At 61.1% G+C, this 18,018-nt stretch carries 17 protein-coding genes; 10 read left to right on the forward strand and 7 right to left on the reverse strand.

The features are described from left to right. Positions 1 to 79: 79 nt before the first annotated feature. The 4 genes from AEP_RS14405 to AEP_RS14420 all read left to right on the forward strand — a co-directional run bounded on the left by AEP_RS14405 (position 80) and on the right by AEP_RS14420 (position 4,983). Positions 80 to 1,948 carry a potassium transporter Kup gene (locus AEP_RS14405; RefSeq protein ID WP_087496025.1) on the forward strand — a complete coding sequence of 623 codons (1,869 nt, stop codon included), beginning with the start codon at positions 80 to 82 and terminating at the stop codon, positions 1,946 to 1,948. Positions 1,949 to 2,011: 63 nt separating this feature from the next. Further along, entirely contained in the window at positions 2,012 to 3,229 is a 1,218-nt protein-coding gene (locus tag AEP_RS14410) for a benzoate/H(+) symporter BenE family transporter (RefSeq protein WP_087497355.1), read from the forward strand. A 58-nt stretch (positions 3,230 to 3,287) separates the two neighbouring features. Further along, positions 3,288 to 4,250 (forward strand): glutathione synthase, encoded by a 963-nt coding sequence (gene gshB / locus AEP_RS14415; protein ID WP_087496026.1) that lies wholly within the window; start codon positions 3,288 to 3,290, stop codon positions 4,248 to 4,250. Positions 4,251 to 4,428: 178 nt separating this feature from the next. Next, positions 4,429 to 4,983 carry a PKD domain-containing protein gene (locus AEP_RS14420; protein ID WP_087496027.1) on the forward strand — a complete coding sequence of 185 codons (555 nt, stop codon included), beginning with the start codon at positions 4,429 to 4,431 and terminating at the stop codon, positions 4,981 to 4,983. A 13-nt stretch (positions 4,984 to 4,996) separates the two neighbouring features. On the opposite strand, the gene AEP_RS14425 is transcribed toward AEP_RS14420, so the two are convergent. Further along, positions 4,997 to 5,887, reverse strand: a complete 891-nt coding sequence (locus tag AEP_RS14425) for a class II glutamine amidotransferase (protein WP_087496028.1) — start codon at positions 5,885 to 5,887, stop codon at positions 4,997 to 4,999. Positions 5,888 to 5,951: 64 nt separating this feature from the next. Further along, complete coding sequence (locus AEP_RS14430; protein ID WP_087496029.1) at positions 5,952 to 6,143, reverse strand: 4-oxalocrotonate tautomerase; 192 nt, start codon at positions 6,141 to 6,143, stop codon at positions 5,952 to 5,954. Between the two features lie 86 nt (positions 6,144 to 6,229). Between AEP_RS14430 and AEP_RS14435 the strand changes: the two genes are divergently transcribed. The 4 genes from AEP_RS14435 (at position 6,230) to AEP_RS14450 (ending at position 10,409) form a co-directional block, all read left to right on the forward strand. Continuing rightward, positions 6,230 to 7,732 (forward strand): ArnT family glycosyltransferase, encoded by a 1,503-nt coding sequence (locus AEP_RS14435; protein ID WP_157673179.1) that lies wholly within the window; start codon positions 6,230 to 6,232, stop codon positions 7,730 to 7,732. 6 nt (positions 7,733 to 7,738) lie between these two features. Continuing rightward, positions 7,739 to 8,560 (forward strand): phosphatase PAP2 family protein, encoded by an 822-nt coding sequence (locus tag AEP_RS14440; RefSeq protein ID WP_087496031.1) that lies wholly within the window; start codon positions 7,739 to 7,741, stop codon positions 8,558 to 8,560. Positions 8,561 to 8,835: 275 nt separating this feature from the next. After that, entirely contained in the window at positions 8,836 to 9,795 is a 960-nt protein-coding gene (locus tag AEP_RS14445) for a TerC family protein (RefSeq protein WP_087497356.1), read from the forward strand. Next, on the forward strand, positions 9,792 to 10,409 hold the full coding sequence (locus AEP_RS14450; RefSeq protein WP_087496032.1) for an exopolysaccharide biosynthesis protein: 618 nt from the start codon (positions 9,792 to 9,794) through the stop codon (positions 10,407 to 10,409). The genes AEP_RS14445 and AEP_RS14450 overlap by 4 nt, the downstream gene beginning before the upstream one ends. A gap of 14 nt (positions 10,410 to 10,423) precedes the next feature. On the opposite strand, the gene AEP_RS14455 is transcribed toward AEP_RS14450, so the two are convergent. Next, a complete protein-coding gene (locus tag AEP_RS14455; RefSeq protein WP_087497357.1) occupies positions 10,424 to 11,242 on the reverse strand; it encodes a Rossmann-like and DUF2520 domain-containing protein in 819 nt (272 codons plus the stop codon). Between the two features lie 44 nt (positions 11,243 to 11,286). Here AEP_RS14455 and AEP_RS14460 point away from each other — a divergent pair, with 44 nt between their 5' ends. Continuing rightward, positions 11,287 to 12,153: an NAD-dependent epimerase/dehydratase family protein gene (locus AEP_RS14460; RefSeq protein WP_157673180.1), complete on the forward strand. Its 867-nt coding sequence runs from the start codon at positions 11,287 to 11,289 to the stop codon at positions 12,151 to 12,153. An 18-nt stretch (positions 12,154 to 12,171) separates the two neighbouring features. Here AEP_RS14460 and AEP_RS14465 read toward each other — a convergent pair whose 3' ends face one another. Further along, entirely contained in the window at positions 12,172 to 13,302 is a 1,131-nt protein-coding gene (locus AEP_RS14465; RefSeq protein ID WP_087497358.1) for a serine/threonine protein kinase, read from the reverse strand. 67 nt (positions 13,303 to 13,369) lie between these two features. Here AEP_RS14465 and AEP_RS14470 point away from each other — a divergent pair, with 67 nt between their 5' ends. Further along, a complete protein-coding gene (locus AEP_RS14470; RefSeq protein WP_087496034.1) occupies positions 13,370 to 14,374 on the forward strand; it encodes a GlxA family transcriptional regulator in 1,005 nt (334 codons plus the stop codon). Between the two features lie 7 nt (positions 14,375 to 14,381). Here the strand turns inward: AEP_RS14470 and AEP_RS14475 are convergent, their stop codons facing one another. From AEP_RS14475 to AEP_RS14485, 3 genes are all read right to left on the reverse strand, one after another. Further along, positions 14,382 to 15,500 (reverse strand): S-(hydroxymethyl)glutathione dehydrogenase/class III alcohol dehydrogenase, encoded by a 1,119-nt coding sequence (locus AEP_RS14475; RefSeq protein WP_087496035.1) that lies wholly within the window; start codon positions 15,498 to 15,500, stop codon positions 14,382 to 14,384. A gap of 152 nt (positions 15,501 to 15,652) precedes the next feature. Further along, a complete protein-coding gene (locus AEP_RS14480) occupies positions 15,653 to 17,176 on the reverse strand; it encodes a bifunctional serine/threonine-protein kinase/universal stress protein (protein ID WP_087496036.1) in 1,524 nt (507 codons plus the stop codon). After that, a complete protein-coding gene (locus AEP_RS14485; RefSeq protein ID WP_087496037.1) occupies positions 17,173 to 17,922 on the reverse strand; it encodes a metallophosphoesterase family protein in 750 nt (249 codons plus the stop codon). The genes AEP_RS14480 and AEP_RS14485 overlap by 4 nt, the downstream gene beginning before the upstream one ends. Between the last annotated feature and the right edge of the window lie 96 nt (positions 17,923 to 18,018).

Here is an 18,018-nt window from a genome sequence, read left to right on the forward strand (position 1 = left end):
TGCAGCCATCTTTGCGGGGAGCAAAATAGCGGTCCCTCAAGGAACGGAACCCGGCGTCCATCGCAGGCCGGGTGTTTTTGTGTCTGCATCCAAATCGTCTCTCACGGCACTTACGCTCGGTGCCATCGGCGTTGTATACGGCGACATCGGCACCAGCGTGCTGTACGCACTGAAAGAGGTCTTCGGCTCCGGTCATGTGCCTTTTACGGAAGCCAATGTTTACGGCATCCTCTCGATATTCTTCTGGACCCTGACGGTCATCGTCTCTATCAAATACGTGGTGCTGGTGCTGCGCGCCGACAACCACGGTGAAGGCGGACTAGTGGCCATGCTGGCTTTGGCGTCGCAATCTGTCAAAGACAAGCCCCGCTTGCGCCGGGGACTGCTGCTCATCGGCATCTTCGGCACCTGCCTGTTTTATGGGGATGGAGTCATTACCCCGGCTATCTCGGTTTTGTCCGCGGTCGAAGGTCTGGAAGTGATTTCTCCGGGCTTCAAGCGCTTCGTGATTCCTCTCACTTTGGTCATCTTGTTCTGCCTGTTTGCGGTGCAAAAGCGCGGCACGGCAGGGATTGGCAAATTTTTCGGACCGATCACGGTGGTTTGGTTTGTTGCGATCGCCGTGTTGGGTGTGAGCCATATCGTCGATCAACCACGCATTCTGTGGGCCATCAGTCCCTTTTATGCCCTGGACTTCATTTGGAACAACCCGGGAACCACTTTCATCATTCTGGGCGCCGTGGTGTTGTGTGTGACGGGCGGCGAAGCGCTGTATGCCGACATGGGCCACTTCGGCAAGAAGCCCATCCGTATTGCCTGGTTCAGTGTGGTCATGCCCGCATTGACCCTGAACTATTTTGGCCAAGGTGCGCTTCTGTTGGACCACCCTGAGGCCGTCAAGAACCCTTTCTATCTGATGGCTCCTGACTGGGCATTGTTGCCTCTGGTCGGACTGGCCACCATGGCCACCGTCATCGCATCCCAAGCCCTGATTTCCGGTGCTTTCTCGGTCACCAAACAGGTCATTCAGTTAGGATATCTGCCGCGTTTGCAGGTCACCCACACCAGCGTCAAAGACACCGGCCAGATTTATCTGCCCTTTGTGAACTGGGGGCTGTTCGTGGCGATTGTGTTGGCGGTGGTGATGTTCAAGTCCTCCAGCAACCTGGCTGCGGCTTACGGCATTGCGGTCTGCACCGACATGCTGATCACCACCATCCTGACGTTCTACGTCATTCGATATGGCTGGAAGTACCCCCTGTGGCTGTGCATTGCCGCCACCGGCTTCTTCTTCGTGGTGGACTTTGCGTTCTGGGCATCCAACATGTTCAAGCTGTTCGACGGTGGCTGGTTCCCATTGGCCATCGGTGGCGCGATCTTCACGTTGATGATGACCTGGAAGGACGGCCGCCGTTTGCTGAATGAAAAGCTGCGTGCCGACTCTCTGGATCTGGAAAGCTTTTTGGAAGCGGTGTTTGTCAGCCCGCCGGCCCGGGTCGAGGGAACGGCGGTGTTCCTGACGGCGGACAAGGGCAGCGTGCCCAACGCGCTGCTCCACAACCTCAAGCACAACAAGGTGCTGCACACCAACAACTTGTTTGTGACGGTGCGCAACCATGAAGTGCCTTGGATCGGGCTGGACAAGCGCTTGCAGATCGAGTCTTTGGGTCACGACTGCTGGCAGGTCACTATCAACTACGGCTTCAAGAACGACCCGGATGTGCCCAAGGCGCTGGAGCAGATGCGCGGCCGGGGTTGCGCACTGGATGCCATGTCGACCAGCTACTTCCTGTCGCGTGACACCGTGGTGCCCACCCTGGGTGAAGGTATGGCGCCGTGGCGCGAGAAGCTGTTTGCGCAGATGCACCACAACGCCAGCGCAGCAGCCGACTTCCTCAACCTGCCCAATAACTCGGTGGTGGAGCTGGGCTCCAAGATCGAAATTTAGAAAGTAGTGCCCCCACGCTCCGCCACTGCGCGGAGCGTTGCCCGCATCGCTGACAATGCGGGCATGCGATTTTTCAAAGACCTGAGTCTCTCGGCTTTCACCGCCGGATTTGTGGCAGTGCTGGTGGGCTTTACCAGCTCCGTGGCGATCGTCTTCCAAGCAGCGCTGGCCTTGGGCGCAACGCCTGAGATGGTCGCTTCCTGGATGTGGGCGCTGGGCATCGGCATGGGGCTGTGCTCTTTACTCCCATCCTTGTGGTGGAAGAAGCCGGTCATGGTCGCCTGGAGTACGCCGGGCGCAGCCGTGCTGGCCACCGCCGCGACCGCAGGCGGCTTCAACATGGCGGATGGCGTGGGTGCTTTCATGTTGTGTGCCGTGCTCATCACAGTGGCCGGTGCCACTGGCTGGTTTGAACGGGTGATGAACCGTATTCCCTTGGCACTGGCCTCCGCCTTGCTGGCGGGTGTGCTGGCCCGCTTCGGCCTGCAAGGCTTTGCCGCAGCGCAAACGGCCTTGCCCTTGGTGGCTCTGATGTTCGCAAGCTACTTGCTGGGCAAGCGTTTTTTGCCCCGCTATGCAGTTCCGCTCACTTTGTTGCTTGCTATTATTTATGTAGCTGCTCGCGCACAGTTCACGGGCGCTACCATTCATTTTGGCTTGACGATGCCAGTGTTCGTGGCGCCGGCCTTTTCACTGGCAGCGTTCATCAGCATGTCCTTGCCGCTGTTTGTGGTGACCATGGCCTCCCAGAACTTGCCCGGCGTGGCTGCCATCCAGGCTGCCGGCTTTGCCGACCGCCATGCACAGGGTGGTGACGCAGGGATTCCGATCTCCAAAGTCATCACCTTGACAGGCTTAATGACCCTGGTGCTGGCACCTTTCGGAGCCTTCGCTTTGAATCTGAGTGCCATTACGGCGGCCATCTGCATGGGGCCGGAAGCCCACGCGAATCCTGCGCGCCGCTATACGGCGGCGGCTTCATGCGGAGCCATTTATGTGGTGATTGGTCTTTTTGGCGCCGCAATCACCGGCATATTGACTGCGTTCCCCAAAGAACTGGTGGCTGCAATTGCCGGTTTGGCCCTGTTGGGCACCATTGGCGGCGCCATGCACGCCGCCCTGCAGGACGAGCGCAATCGCGAAGCCGCCCTCATTACTTTTCTGGTCACGCTCAGCGGAGTGGTAATAGCCGGCGTCGGCTCAGCCTTTTGGGGCGTGGTGGCAGGGGTGTTGGCGCTTTTGGTGCAACATGTAGCCCGCGCTCCGCAATCCAAGAACTGATTGACTGATCGAGCCACAGCAGGGCTTTGCCCGACACCCCATTTTGCAGAAAGACACCATGCACATTCTTTTCGTAGCCGACCCGCTGGAGTCGTTCAAGATCTACAAGGACACCACCTTCTCCATGATGCGTGAGGCTCAGAGGCGAGGCCATCGCATCAGCGCCTGCGAACCCAAGGACATCATGTGGCAGCGAGGCGGTGTGGTGACGGCGTATGTGCGCGACATCGCGCTCACCGGTGCCCCGGATGTGTGGTTTACCTCCGCCCAGAGCAAACCCGATGAGCGGCCCCTGGCGCTGAACGACTTCGACTGCGTGGTCATGCGCAAGGACCCGCCTTTTGACAGCGAGTTCTTTTACGCAACTCACCTGCTGGAGCAGGCAGAGCGCGAAGGTGCCAAGGTTTTCAACAAACCCCGTGCGCTGCGCGACCATCCCGAAAAATTGGCGATTCTGGAGTTTCCCCAGTTCATAGGCCCCACCCTGGTGACCCGGGACGCGGATGATGTGCGACGCTTTCACGCGGAACACCGTGACATCATCTTGAAGCCCTTGGATGGCATGGGCGGCATGGGCATCTTCCGTGTGAAGGAAGATGGTCTGAACCTGGGCGGCATCATCGAGACGCTCAACAAGGATGGGGCTCAGACCTTGATGGTGCAAAAGTTTCTGCCGGCCATCAGTGAAGGCGACAAGCGGGTGCTGGTGATTGGCGGCAAGCCCGTCCCGTTCTGTCTGGCGCGCATTCCGCAGGGTGGCGAGGTGCGTGGCAACCTGGCTGCGGGCGGGAAGGGTGTGGCGCAAGCGATCACCCACAGTGACCTTGCGATTGCAGAAGCCTTGGGGCCCATTCTCGCTGCACGTGGCTTGCTGCTGGTGGGCCTGGACATCATCGGCGACAGCCTCACTGAGATCAACGTCACCAGCCCGACCTGCTTCCAGGAAATCACGGACCAGACCGGTTTTGATGTCCCTTCCATGTTCCTCGACGCCTTGGAAGCGGCACAGGCAGCGACCTGAGCCTGCAGAAACCGCAGGAGCGAACTGGGGCATCGGGCACTTCTTCACAGTTCGTGACTTTTTAGTGCCCTAAATTGATCTTGCCTCGTTGCATTCACCGGTGAAGCACGCAGAATCACCTCTACATGGTCCGCAGCCACGATTGGCACTGCGGCATGACAACTGGAGATGTATTCCTATGAACTTTCGTAGAACCCTTTTCGGGGCTGGTCTGTTGTTGGCCGGTGTCGCCAACGCTCAGGTACTGGGCACCATCACTGCGTCCAGCACGAACGTCAAGGTGGGCGAGCCTGTCACCATCACGGCCAACATCGATGTCATCAAATCGAATTACTGCGGATTCGTCGTGGACTTCGGTGATGGCACGTTCAAGGATGCCGTGAGCGACATGAACACCCCCGTACCATTGGTCATCACCCGCACCTTTGACAAGCCTGGTTCATACCATGTGACCTTGGGCGGGAAGAATGTGCAGAACCACCCTAATTGCGGCGGTCCGGAGCGTGCCGTTGATATTTCGGTGACGGGTACGGCTAAAGCCGCAGCCCCCGCCAAACCGGGCGATGTTTGTGAGAAGCCTTGGAAGCTGTCCGGCAAACTCAATGCCAAAACCGGTGCTTTCACTTGTGCAGCCAAGCCCGGCACCGCACTGCCTGCAGCCAAGCCTGTCTGCAGTGGCGACCTGAGCTACTTCGAAAACACCAAGAAGGGCCAATACGGCTGCAAGCCCTGAAGTCCGTTGACCGTTAACCCGCAGCGGAGGCTGCCAGGGCTGCGGCTTTGGCAGCCTCTTCTGCTTCCCGCTGTGCTGCAGCAGCCGCGGCCGCTGCAATCAGGGTAGCTTTGCAAACGGTGCGTGTGAGCGGTATGCCATCCACGAAGGCCTGTAACTCGCCGGACTCCATGGCGACCCAAGCCTCGTTGGTAGTGAGCGGTTCGGTCACCACGATCACCTGCCGGTCCTCGGGACCATTCAGGTCCGAGAGATCGACGGTCATGTCTTCGTCCTTGAGCTGCACCTCCGGGAAAGGGTGCTGGCGCAATACATAGCAGAGCTTGGTGCTGGCGTGTGCCCACAGGGCTTGACCATTGCTCAACAGAAAGTTGAACGTACCGTGCTTTGCAATCTGGGGAACCAGTTCCGCCAGCGTGCGCGTGAGTTCTTCGACTGTCGGTACCCTCACGTGGGATTTGTTCAACTCCTGTAGCAGCCAGCAAAACGCCAGCTCGCTATCGGTGTTGCCCACCGGCTTGAAGCTGCCATGGAGCCTCGGGTTGAATTCTTTCAGGTCGCCGTTGTGGGCGAAGACCCAGTAGCGCCCCCAAAGTTCACGGGTAAACGGGTGGCAGTTTTCGAGGGTGACGGCGCCAACGGTGGCCTTGCGCACATGGGCTACGACGTTATGACTTTTGATCGGGTAGGACTTGAGCATCTTCGCAATCGGCGAGGTCGATGCACTTTCCTTGTCCACAAAATGCCGTGCCGCCTTGCCGGGCTGGTCGCCCTCGCTCTCAAAGAAGGCGATGCCCCAACCATCCGAATGGTGGTCGGTGCAGCCGCCCCGCTGCGAAAAGCCGGTGAAGCTCAGCGTCAGGCTGGCCGGCAAATGGCTGTTCATTCCAAGCAATTGGCACATGGAAACAGTTTACTCCGCGGGGTGCATAAACGGACAGGGCTGGTCGGATGGAATGTGCATTTGCTTATGTGCGCGGCTCTGACCAGAGCTTCCCGCCGGTAGACCAGTTTTCGCGCTTGACCTCAGTGATGATGATGTCCACCGCCTCAGGTGAACAGCCCAGGGTTTCGGCCGTAACTCGCGTCACTTCTTCCACCAGCTTTTTCTTTTGCTCGGGGGAGCGGCCTTCAAACATTTCAACGTGGTAGGTGGGCATGGTCTTCCTTGTAGCGGGGGCGTTATGACGTAGATATGGCATGCAGATTAGACTGCTGGGATCTTTATTTTCCTCCGACTCTTCCCTTGCAGTTTTTGTTCCCTTCCGACCCGTCAGCCCGCGCCCGTAGAGTATTGCTTCTGGTGTTTGTGCTGCATGCCGTGCTGGGGGGGCTGCTGGGCCTGTCCGTGGACGAGGCGCATTACCTTCTGTACGCCGCCCACCCCGCCTTGAGTTACTTCGACCATCCACCTTTAGTGGGTTGGGTGCAGATGCCTTTGGTGGCTCTGGATGCACCGGTCGCCGTGCTCCGCTTGGTTCCAGGCGTTTGCTGGTTGCTCACGGTGTGGGGCGTGCACCGATTGACGCTGCGGCTTTTTGCGGGCCAGGCGATGGCACCGCAAGCTGCATTGGCTGCGGTGTCAGCACTCGCGCTGGCGCCTTTGCTGCATGTGCTGGGCATAGGCCTGTTGCCTGATACCTTGTTGATGGCGCTCACCGTGGCCCTGATGCAGCAGACGTGGACCTTGATGCAGCCCGCAGCTATCACCCGCGTTGCACCTTGGGTGGTGATGGGCGTGTTGTTGGGCTTGTCAGGCTTGGCCAAGTACACCGCTGTCTTTACTGCGGTTGCGATTGCGGTATGCGTCGTCGTTACCCAAGGGTTGCGGGTGTTGCGCCTGCCTGCGCTGTGGTTCGGCCTCGTGATTGCCGCACTGCTGATTGCACCGGTGCTGGTGTGGAATGCCCAGAACCAGTGGATTTCATTTACCTACCAACTCGCGCACGGCAAGGGCAGTGTGTGGCAGGTATCGCACGTACTGCGGTTTCTCTTTACGCAACTGATGGCCTTTGGCCCGCTCTTGCTGTTCGCAGCGCCGGGTTGGCGCAGTGCTCCGACACCTTTGCGCCCCTTGGTCTGGCTGTTCGTCATTCCCTTTGTAATCTTCACCTACATGTCCGGTGGAGGGACTGCCTTACCGCACTGGACCGCACCCTCTTGGGTGGCGCTGGCACCTTTTGCGGGTTGGGGTTTGGCTTGTGCGTGGCGCAGGGGCATGCGATGGGTGATGGCAGGTTTGGCCTCTTTGCAGTTCTTGGCAAGTGCTTGCTTGCTGGGGCTGATGAGCAGCGCGGGCTGGCCGGTCATTGCCGGTAGCGATGCTGTTGTGGCGCCGCGGCCTAACCCCTTTGCGGACTTGCATGGCTGGGACCTGGCTGGTGCCCGCGCCCAGACGCTGGCGGAGCAACGGGGCTTGCCGCGAGTCGCCGTGCAGAACTGGACGCTGGGCAGTCGCCTGGGTTGGTACGCCCGCCCTTTACCGGTATTCGTTCTGGAGGAAGGGGATTCCCAGTTCAAACTGTGGGTAGGGGACTTGTCCGCAGGCGAGGGGGCTTTGCTGGTTGATTGGTCCCATATGGCCTACGAGCCTCCTGTGGGAGCATATGGTTTTGCGTCCTGCACCTTGCTGGAGAGTCTGCCGGTGCAGCACTGGGGCCAGCCCCTGGCGAGCTTCCGCTTCTACGACTGCCGCGGTTGGTCCGGCGCCACGCCGCAGCCACGGCTTACACTCGCGCCCAATTCCTGAAACCCCATGTCGCTACTGTCTGCCCCCACCACGCCCCACGCCCTCGCCAGCCCGGTATCCGCCAGCAGCTGGTGGTGGCCTTTGGTGATCTTCGTTTTGGGCACACCACTATGGCTGCAGCTGTGGGAGCCCACGCTTTTCATCACCATCAACCAGTGGTGCGCGCCCTTGGCCGCCGAGTTCTGGACCGGCTTGTCCCTCCTGGGCAATGGCTGGGGTTTGCTGGCGGTAACGGCCCCGCTGCTGGTATTCGCTCCTCGCTTGATGGTGGCCTGGCTGTGTGCGGCACCTTTTGCAGTGCTGTTCGCGCGCACCGGCAAGTTCTTTATTGAAAGCCCGCGCCCGGCAGCGGTAGTCGACAACGCGCAGATGCGCGTGGTCGGTGAGCTGCTGCACAACGTGTCCATGCCCTCCGGCCATACCTTGACGGCTTTTGCTGTCGCCTCGGGCATCTACTACGCCCTCACCGTGGCCCAACGCAGGCGCCACTGGTGGTTGCTGGTGTTGGCTGCCGGCACCGGTCTGTCCCGCATTGCAGTGGGTGCCCATTGGCCGGGTGATGTGGCGGTGGGTGCCAGTCTGGGCCTGCTCGCAGGTTTGCTGGGGCACCAAGTTTGGATCCGCTTGCCTTCAACGCAGTTTGCGCCTACGGCATGGGGTGTGCGCATCGCCGCGGTGCTGGTGGCCTTGTCCATCTTTCATTTGGTCACCGAGGATCTTGATTTTGCGGAAAACCATAGAACTCAGATGGTACTCACCGTGGTGGCAGTCACCAGTTTGCTGGTTTACCTCTGGCGATTGCTCGCATCGACGTTTCAAAAGAAATAGGCTGCTAGCGCAGGCTGAATAAGCGCGAGTAGCTATCGATTTCATAGCTAATGCCCCTTTGGAAAATGGGACTACTGATGAAAGTCCGTTTTTTTCTGTCATGATCCGCTCACCTTTAGGGGAGTAGCATTCCCGGCGCGCAGGTGCCGGGGTTGCGTGTTTCGTCAGTACGTCGCGGGTGGTTTCATTGCCCCGGCCGGAACATGCAGAGGCGCCACATGGCGCTCTCCCGCAAGACCTACAGGGAATGTTTCAACCATTTCGAGGTCTTGCATATGCAAACAATCGCACCGCTGTGGCTATGGGCCACCTTCATCGGCATCGTACTGGTGTCACTCTTCGTCGACTTCGTCGTCCTCAAAAAGCAGGGCGCCCATGACATCGGCGTCAAAGAGGCGCTTAACTGGTCCCTGATCTGGATTGCCTTGAGCTTCTTGTTCAACGGCTTGTTCTGGTGGGCTGTCAAAGACACGACTGGTTCTACTGAGATCGCCAACACCAAGTCGCTGGAGTTCCTGACCGGCTACCTCATCGAGAAGTCACTGGCGGTGGACAACATCTTTGTGTTCCTGCTGATCTTCACCTACTTCGCGGTGCCCACGCACTACCAGAAGCGGGTGCTGATGATCGGCATCATCGGTGCCATCGTGTTGCGCACCATCATGATTCTGGTGGGCGGCTGGTTGTTGGCTGAGTTCCACTGGATTTTGTATGTGTTCGGCGCTTTCCTGATCCTCACCGGCGTGAAGATGTGGTGGGCGGCAGGCCAGGAACCCAGTCTGGATGACAACCCAGCCTTGAAGCTGCTGCGCAAGATCCTGCCCGTGAGCAAGAACTACGACGGCGAAAATTTCTGGACCGTGGAAAACGGCAAGAAGATCGCAACCCCCTTGTTCATGGTGATCTGCTTGGTGGCCCTGACGGACGTGATCTTTGCGGTGGACTCCATTCCCGCGATCTTCGCGATCACCAGTGACCCCTTCATCGTGCTGACCAGCAATGTGTTTGCGATTCTGGGTCTGCGTGCCATGTACTTCCTGCTGGCTGCGGTGGCGAACAAGTTCCACTTGTTGAACTATGGTCTGGCCGTCATTCTGGTGTTCATCGGTACCAAGATGTGCCTGATCGATATCTACAAGATCCCCGTGGGTGCATCCCTGGGTGTGGTGGTGGGCATTCTGGCCGTCACCATGTGGTTGAGCGTTCGCACCAGCAAGGTGGAAGAACGCGCATGAGTGATCACCACACGCAGGCCGACCGCCTGCGGGCCGCAGCGGCAGCGCTGCAGGATCAACCCCTGAGCTTGCAGCAACTGTTCCGCCTGCATGGGCGGGCGGGGCCGGGGGCTTTGCTCGTGGTCCTGTCTGTGCCTTGCCTGCTGCCGGTACCTGGTGCCGGCGTATTCATGTCCATGGGTATGGCGATGGTGGCGTGGATGATCTGGCGCTACTACCCGCGCTTGGTCATGCCGCGCAAGGTGGGGCGCTTTCAGCTCTCGCCACCCATGGCGCGCCGGGCTTTGAATACGCTGGCCTGGTTGTATGAAAAAGCCTCCCGTGTCATGCGGGCCCGGCTGCGCTGGTGGGTGCAGCCCGGTCACCGGGTCTGGCTCGCTCCCTTCGTCGCCGCCATGGCGATGATCATTTTTTTGCCCATTCCGTTCGGTAATGTGGTGCCGGCAGCGGCCTTGCTGCTCATCGGACTGGGGCTCGTGTTTGAGGACGGACTGGCGATGTTGACCGGTGTCCTCGTGGGTTTGGCGCTGGTTGCGGTATTGGCCGGTCTGGCAGGCGGTGCTGCTCACTGGGCGCCAGAGCTGTGGGCCGCTTGGCCTCTGCGCCCACAGTAAACCGCTGCAGAATTTCAGTGCCCTGCCAACCTCAGTGCCAAGGTGCTGAGGGCCCGGTAGGCATCGCCACTGGGCGCATCCCATGTCTGCACCACGACGGCTTGCCGTTCAATCGCGGCCACATCGCCTCGCGCGGCCGGTCCTGTCAAGGCACCGGCAGGCCCCAGGCGCGTAATGTTGTCCACCGCGTTTCGCAGCAGGTTGGCGCGCAGTTGAGGCAGCAAGTGCGTGGGCACACCGGTGCGGGTCCACGCAGCTTCCGCGACGGACTGCAGCACCGGCAGAAAGTTGGTCGCAAATACCGCTGCTGCGTGGTACAGCACCTTGTCTTCAGCGGCCACCCGGAAGCACTGGCCGCCAATGGTTTGGAAGGCAGGCTCCAACACAGCGCAGGCAGTCGCCTCGCCCTCGAGTGCGCATGCTGTGCCCGCAAACTGCTGCACCGCTGCCGCTACGTTGGCAAAACTCAGGATGCAGTGCGCGCTGGCCGTACGCCAACCCAACTCGGCCAAGGGCTGCAAGCTGCCGGCGTTCTGGGCGCCGCTGCAATGAAAGACGATGGGGCCGGTGGCCCCGGATGCTTGTGTGGCAGCCAGTGCATGGGCGACATCTGCGATCCGTGCGTCCTGCACTGCCACCATCCACACATCGGCCGGACGCATGGCCTGAAGGGTTGCTACGGCGGTACCAGCGCCTATCGCGGCGCAGGCCTCTTGTGCACTCGTCAGGCTGCTGGTCAGCACGTCCTGAATCTCGAACACGCCATGCCGTGCCCACACGGTGGCCAATGTGCGGCCTACCCGGCCGGCACCAATCAGGTTCAGGGTTGTCACGCGCGCTTCACTCCAGGAACGGTGGGCGCCGCTACCATGGCGCCATGAAAAAAATTCTGGTTACAGGCGGCACCGGTGCCGTCGGCAAATACATTGTGGACGATCTGGTGCAGCACGGATACACCGTGGGCGTGCTCGATCTGGCAGCCCCCGCCCGCAGCGACGTGACGCACCATGCTGTGGACGTGCTGCAGCTGGATGCGGTGCTGCAGGCCATGGCCGGTTATGACGCCGTCATGCATGTGGCCGGCATTCCGCACCCGCTCAACGATCCCGCCAAGCGGGTGTTTGACGTGAACGTGAACGGCTCCTTCAACGTGCTGGAAGCCGCCGCCCAGCATGGCATTGCCAAAGTGGTGTTCACTTCCAGCGAATCGACCATGGGCTTTGCCTTTGCCGCGCACCGGCTGGCGCCCCTGTACATCCCGGTGGACGAGGCCCACCCTGCCCGCCCGCAGGACCCCTACGGCCTGAGCAAAGTGGTGAGCGAACAAATCTGCAAGACCTACACCGAGCGCTATGGCATGCGCACCGTGTGTTTGCGCATGCCCTGGGTATGGCTGCCGTACGAAGCGCAGCGCCCCTTCTACCGCTCGCTGGTTGCCGAATATCCCCACTGGTACAAAAACATCTGGACCTTTGTGGACGCACGGGATGTGGCCACCGCGCACCGCCTGGCGCTGGAAGTCGATCTGGACCACAAACACGAAGCGTTTTTCATCACCGGACCGCACAACTGGACGGGCCGCGACGGTCGCGAATTGATGGCCGAGTTCTGGCCGGAGGTCACGCAGTTCGCCCCGGACTTTGCTGGCACAGATCCCATGATTTCGCATGCGAAAGCCGCACGCCTGTTGGGCTACAAGCCGCTTTATGGCGTACAGGAAGTGTTGGACAGTTCGTCCTTGTAGTCGGCGATGCGGCAATGATCAGACGATCAACGGGTCCTGTTCCATGGCTTCTATCTGGTCTTCCAGCATCTGTATCTGGCCCTTCCAGTAGTCGCTGCTGCCGAACCACGGAAAGTTGGCCGGAAAGGTCGGGTCGCTCCAGCGCCGGGCCAACCACGCGCTGTAGTGGATCAGGCGCAATGTGCGCAGCGGCTCGATCAGCGCCAGCTCGGCCCGGTCGAACTCGCGGAATTGTTCGTAGCCGTCCACCAGCATGCCGAGCTGGCGGGTTTGCTGCTGCCGGTCGCCGCTGAGCAACATCCAGAGGTCTTGCACCGCCGGGCCGGTGCGCGCGTCGTCCAGGTCCACAAAATGCGGGCCGGGGCCCGCGCTGGCAGCCACGTCGGTCGGCGTCCAGAGAATGTTGCCGGGGTGGCAGTCGCCGTGCAGGCGTAGCTGGCATATACCGCTCGAATTTGCCTTTTTTTGGCCTGTAGCCCCGGCCATATCTGCGCGAGAAGCTATCAAATCGATAGCTTGCTCGCAGCGCTCGCTCCACAGGGTTTGCACATCCAGCGGCACCATCTGGTTCGCCAGAAGCCATTGCATGGGCTCAATGGCAAAGGTTTGCACATCCAAGGCCGGGCGGTGCACAAACGGGCGCTTGGCCCCCACGGCATGGATTCGCGCCAGAAAGCGGCCAATCCATTCCAGCACCTCGCCATCGTCCAGTTCAGGCGGGCGGCCACCACGGCGGGGGCTCACCGAAAAGGCAAAGCCGCCGAAGTGGTGAAGAGAACGTGGCCCCCACGCTCCACCGCTGCGCGGGTCGCTGCCCCCCGAGGGGGCGAATTCGCCTTGGGGCGGCCCGGCGGCGAATTGACCACTAAGCACCATCGGCCCCACCACAGGAATTTCGGCGGCCATCAGTTCCGCCGCAAAGTCGTGCTCCTCCTGGATCTGGGCATCGCTCCAGCGCTCAGGCCGGTAGAACTTGGCGACCACCGGGGCGCCGTCTTCCAGTTGCACTTGGTAGACGCGGTTTTCGTAGGACGAGAGAGCGGTCAGGCGACCGTCGCCACGCAGGCCCACGCTGTCCAGCGCGTCAAGCACCAGGTCGGGAGTGAGGGATTCAAAGGGGTGGAGGGCGGAGCCCGCGGTGCTGTGCATGGGGCTATTGTCGTCCTCCTGCTCATCCGCGGCGCGGCGAAATGGCTTGCAGTGTGACAATGCCGCCATGCAATCTCTGCCACCCCATGCGCCCAAGCGGGTCGACGTCTTGGTCTACCCCGGATTCAAGGGCATCGAGGCCATAGGCGCCATGAGCGTATTCGAGTACGCCAACATCCACCTGGTGCAACAAGGCCGCCCGGCCGGGTATGTGCTGCGCATCGTGTCCAGCGCATCAGGCTCCGTGGCCTCCGACATGCACATGCAGCTGGACGCGCAGGCGCTGCGTGAAGAGGATCTGCCCCACACCGCCCTGATCGTCGGGGCGCGCGGTATCGAACAGGCGCTGGAAGCCAATCCCGCACTCGTGGCGTGGACCGCCGCGGTGGCGCCGCGCCTGGAGCGTCTTGTGGCCTTGTGTTCCGGGTGCTTCTTCCTTGCCAAAGCCGGCGTGCTGGACGGCCTGTTGGCCACCACCCACTGGAGTGTCGCGTCCCTGTTGCAAGAGCGCTTTCCGGCGGTGGATGTACAGGCCGATGCCATCTACCTGCGTCAAGGCCGTATCTGGACCTCCGCCGGTGTGACCGCCGGCATTGATCTGGCGCTGGCTTTGGTGGAGGAAGACCATGGCCGCAGTCTGGCGCTGCAAGTTGCGCGCGATCTGGTGGTTTACCTCAAGCGCCCTGGTGGCCAGTCGCAGTTCAGCGTGCACCTCACCAGCCAGAGTACCGGTCATGCCGGCATCCGCGATGCGCAGGACTGGGTGCTCTCGCATCTTTCCCAACCCTTGGATGTCGCGGCGCTGGCAGCCCGCGCCGCCATGAGCGAGCGCAACTTCAGAAGGGTGTTTGCCAAAGAAGTGGGCAGCAGCCCTGTGCAATTCATTGAGGCAGCCCGATTGGAGGCCGCCAGACGCATGCTGGAAGAGGGCGACTTGCCGCTCAAGACGATTGCCGCGCGCGTGGGCTTCGCTTCGGAACAGCCTTTGCGCAAGTTGTTCCTCAAGCACTTGGGGGTGAGCCCCCAAGCCTACCGGGAGCGCTTTGCCAGCGCACTCCCGGCATCTGCATGAGCGGGTATTAGTAAATCACCACGCCGCGGATCGATTCGCCGCGCTTCATCAGGTCGAAGCCCTTGTTGATGTCTTCCAGGGGCATGGTGTGGGTGATCAGGCTGTCGATGTTGATCTTGCCTTCCATGTACCAGTCCACGATCTTGGGCACATCGGTGCGGCCGCGTGCGCCACCAAAGGCAGAGCCCTTCCATTCCCGGCCGGTGACCAACTGGAAGGGGCGGGTAGAGATTTCGGCTCCGGCTTCGGCCACGCCGATGATGATGCTCTGACCCCAGCCCTTGTGGGTGCACTCCAGCGCCTGGCGCATGACCTTGGTGTTGCCGATGCACTCGAAGCTGTAATCGGCGCCGCCGTCGGTGAGCTGCACAATCGCGTCCACGATGTTGCCGCCAGCGGCCTCAATGTCCTTGGGGTTCAGGAAGTGGGTCATGCCAAAGCTGCGGGCCATGGCCTCGCGGGCAGGGTTCAGGTCCACACCGATGATCTTGTCCGCGCCCACCATCTTCAAGCCCTGGATCACGTTCAGGCCGATGCCGCCCAGGCCGAACACGACCGCGTTGGCACCGGCTTCCACCTTGGCGGTAAAGATCACTGCACCGATACCGGTGGTCACGCCGCAGCCGATGTAGCAAACCTTGTCAAAGGGAGCGTCGTCACGGATTTTGGCCAAGCTGATTTCAGGCGCTACGGTGTAGTTGCTGAAGGTGCTGGTACCCATGTAGTGAAAGATGGGCTCGCCATTCAGGCTGAAGCGGCTGGTGGCATCGGGCATCAGACCCTTGCCCTGGGTACCGCGAATCAGCTGGCATAGGTTGGTCTTGCGGCTCAAGCAGAACTTGCACTGGCGGCATTCTGGCGTGTAGAGCGGAATGACATGATCGCCTTTTTTGAGGCTGGTCACGCCCGGACCCACGTCCACCACAATGCCGGCGCCTTCGTGCCCCAGAATGGCGGGGAAGATGCCTTCCGGGTCGGCACCGCTCAGGGTGTAGTAGTCGGTGTGGCAGATGCCGGTGGCCTTGATTTCGACGAGCACTTCGCCGAACTTGGGGCCTTGCAGGTCTACGGTTTCAATGGTCAGGGGTTGGCCTGCTTTCCAGGCGACGGCGGCACGTGTTTGCATGAGTGTCTCGGTGTGGGTAGGGAATGCACATGCGCGTGAGCGCGCGGCGGGCTGTCCCGATGGTAGGGGCATTCAGGCAGTTGCACAGAATGCGGGCGCTTTGGCCGTGCTGCTTGTCCGGCCCGGACAGCAATTTGGCCGCCCAAGCGTCTTTAGCCTAGCGGGCCGAGGTCGTCTCCGTAGCCCGAAGGGCTGTCACCGTGGGCGTCGGAGTCGGAGTCCGAATAGCCGCCCCCCTCATGTGCTCCACCTTTTTCACCCAAGTGTTCGAAGGGCAGCGCTTGCTTCACCAGGATGATGGTGCAAGGGGCTTCCATGGCCACCTTGATGGGCACGGTGGCGACAAAGCGCTGTGTCATCAGGCCGTGGGTAGCAGCGCCCATGACGATGACGCTGACGTTGTTTCCGCGGGCATAGTCCAGCAGCGCTTGGGCGACGTCACTGCTCTCCAGCACGTGGCAAGAAATCTGGTGGCCCGGGTAATCCAAGGGCTGCGCCCACTGGCGCAAGGTGTTCAGGTAGCGGCGGTGCACCTGTGTTTCGCTGCGGTCTTCGTCAGAGGCGCTGGTCTGACTGCCGGAGATGACCGTGACACAGGCAAGCCGCGCACCGGGGCGGGTGCCCAGTGATCGGGCTACGGCCTGCCGCAGGCTGTAGAGGGTGGCGTCAGTCGCGTCTTTGTGGGGGACTGCCACCATGACGATGGGTACTTCATCCACCTGCTGAGCCGGCAACGGGCTGGGCTGGTAGTGCATGCCCGCTGCCTTGATCCAACGTTTGAAGTGGGTGCTGAAGGGGGTCCCCTCCACGTTGGTGCCCCGGCGCGTGACGTGCACTTGCGTAGGGTGCGACAGATCAAAGGCCAGATGGGCGGCCGAAGGGTAGCGCTTGGCGGCTTCGGGTTCCAGACAGCGCAGCACGACCTCTTGCAGCCATGCGGGTACGTCCGAGCGGCGTTTGCGTGGCGGTACCGGGTCCATCCACAGGCGCTGGCGCAAGCCGGCGCTGGTTTGTGGCTCGCCGAAGGGCAACTCTTCGGTGCATAGCTGGTAGAGCATGACCCCGATGGCAAATACATCGCTGCGCGGGTCGCCCCGAACGCCCACCACCTGCTCCGGGGCGATCCATGCCGGTGAGCCCACCGCCTTGCGCAATTGCTCGGCCAGCAGATCCGGAAAGTGGGCGTGGCAGGACAGGCCGAAGTCCAGCAAGACGGCACTGCCATCCTCGCGGATAAGCACATTGGCGGGTTTGAGATCCAGGTGCACGGTATTCTGCTGGTGCAGTGCATGGGCCGCTCGCGCCACTGCCGCTCCGAGGCGGGTGACCTCAGCAATGTCCAAAGGTTGGGGCGCGTCCAGCCAGTGCTGCAGCGTGCGCCCTTGCACATATTCCATCACCAGGTAGGGCACATGCAGAAGGTCGCCGGCCGCCACAAATCGCGGTGTGTGCGGCCCGCTCAGAGCCTGCATGATCTGGCACTCCACTTCGAAACTGACGATGTTCTCAGCCCCATCCCCCGCGGTCATGCGGGGCACTTTCATCGCCATCTCGAAACCAGGGCCCGGCCGGCCATCGGCATACACCACCTGGTAAATGTGGGCCATGCCGCCGGAGTGGATGCAGGCCTTGACGAGGAAGCCATCCAGTACTTCGCCTGGCTCCAGCAGTTTCATCGCCCTTCCTCCAAACGCTGGGCGAAGAACTCGGGCAGTCCTGCGCGGCGGATCGCGGTGGCTGCCGTGTAATGGTCGTAGGGCACCCGGTGGTAGGTGAGTTGTTGGCGTTCGGTGTCGAGCAATGCGTACATGGCCTGCGTTTTGCCATCGCGCGGTTGGCCGACTGAGCCGACGGTACTCAGCCACTGCCGGTGTTTGGGGACGGGTACGGCGACTCCGGACTGCGGTGTGAATTTCATCAGTCCGTCCGTGCCCCGGTAATACAGGGTTTGCAAATGGACATGTCCGCCGAACACGTAGCGCACATCCGGGAAGGCACTGGCGGCATTCAGGCTCTCAGAAGCACTGCGTTCGTCGTACACATAGCGCCAGAGCTCGGGCGCATCCACGCTGGCATGCACCAACAACACGGTGTCCATGTGGTGGGTGAGGGGCAGGGCGGCTATCCATTCCCGTTGGCTGTCGTTGAGTTGCCGGTGTGTCCAGCCGGCGGTACTGTCGCCGATGGTCTTGGGCACTGCAGGTGGATTTACGGCCATGTCGTCATGGTTGCCTTTGAGCACAACAGCACCTTCTTCGGTGAGCAGCATGATGCGCTCCAACACCTCTGCCGGTTGCGCACCGTAGCCCACCATGTCCCCCAGAAAAGCGAAGCGCTGCGTCCTTTGCGCGCGTGCGTGAGCCAGGCAGGCATCCAGAGCCTGCAGGTTGCCGTGAATATCGGACAACAAAGCCAATCTCATCCCGTCTCCATCTCTGTTCTTGTCGTCATCGTTGCATCATGCCTTGCCGGGCTGACGGCAAGTTTGCAGAATGGAGGTGCTTGGCCAATTGATGCA

This window comes from Curvibacter sp. AEP1-3 (assembly GCF_002163715.1).
Classification (GTDB): Bacteria; Pseudomonadota; Gammaproteobacteria; order Burkholderiales; family Burkholderiaceae_C; genus Allorhodoferax.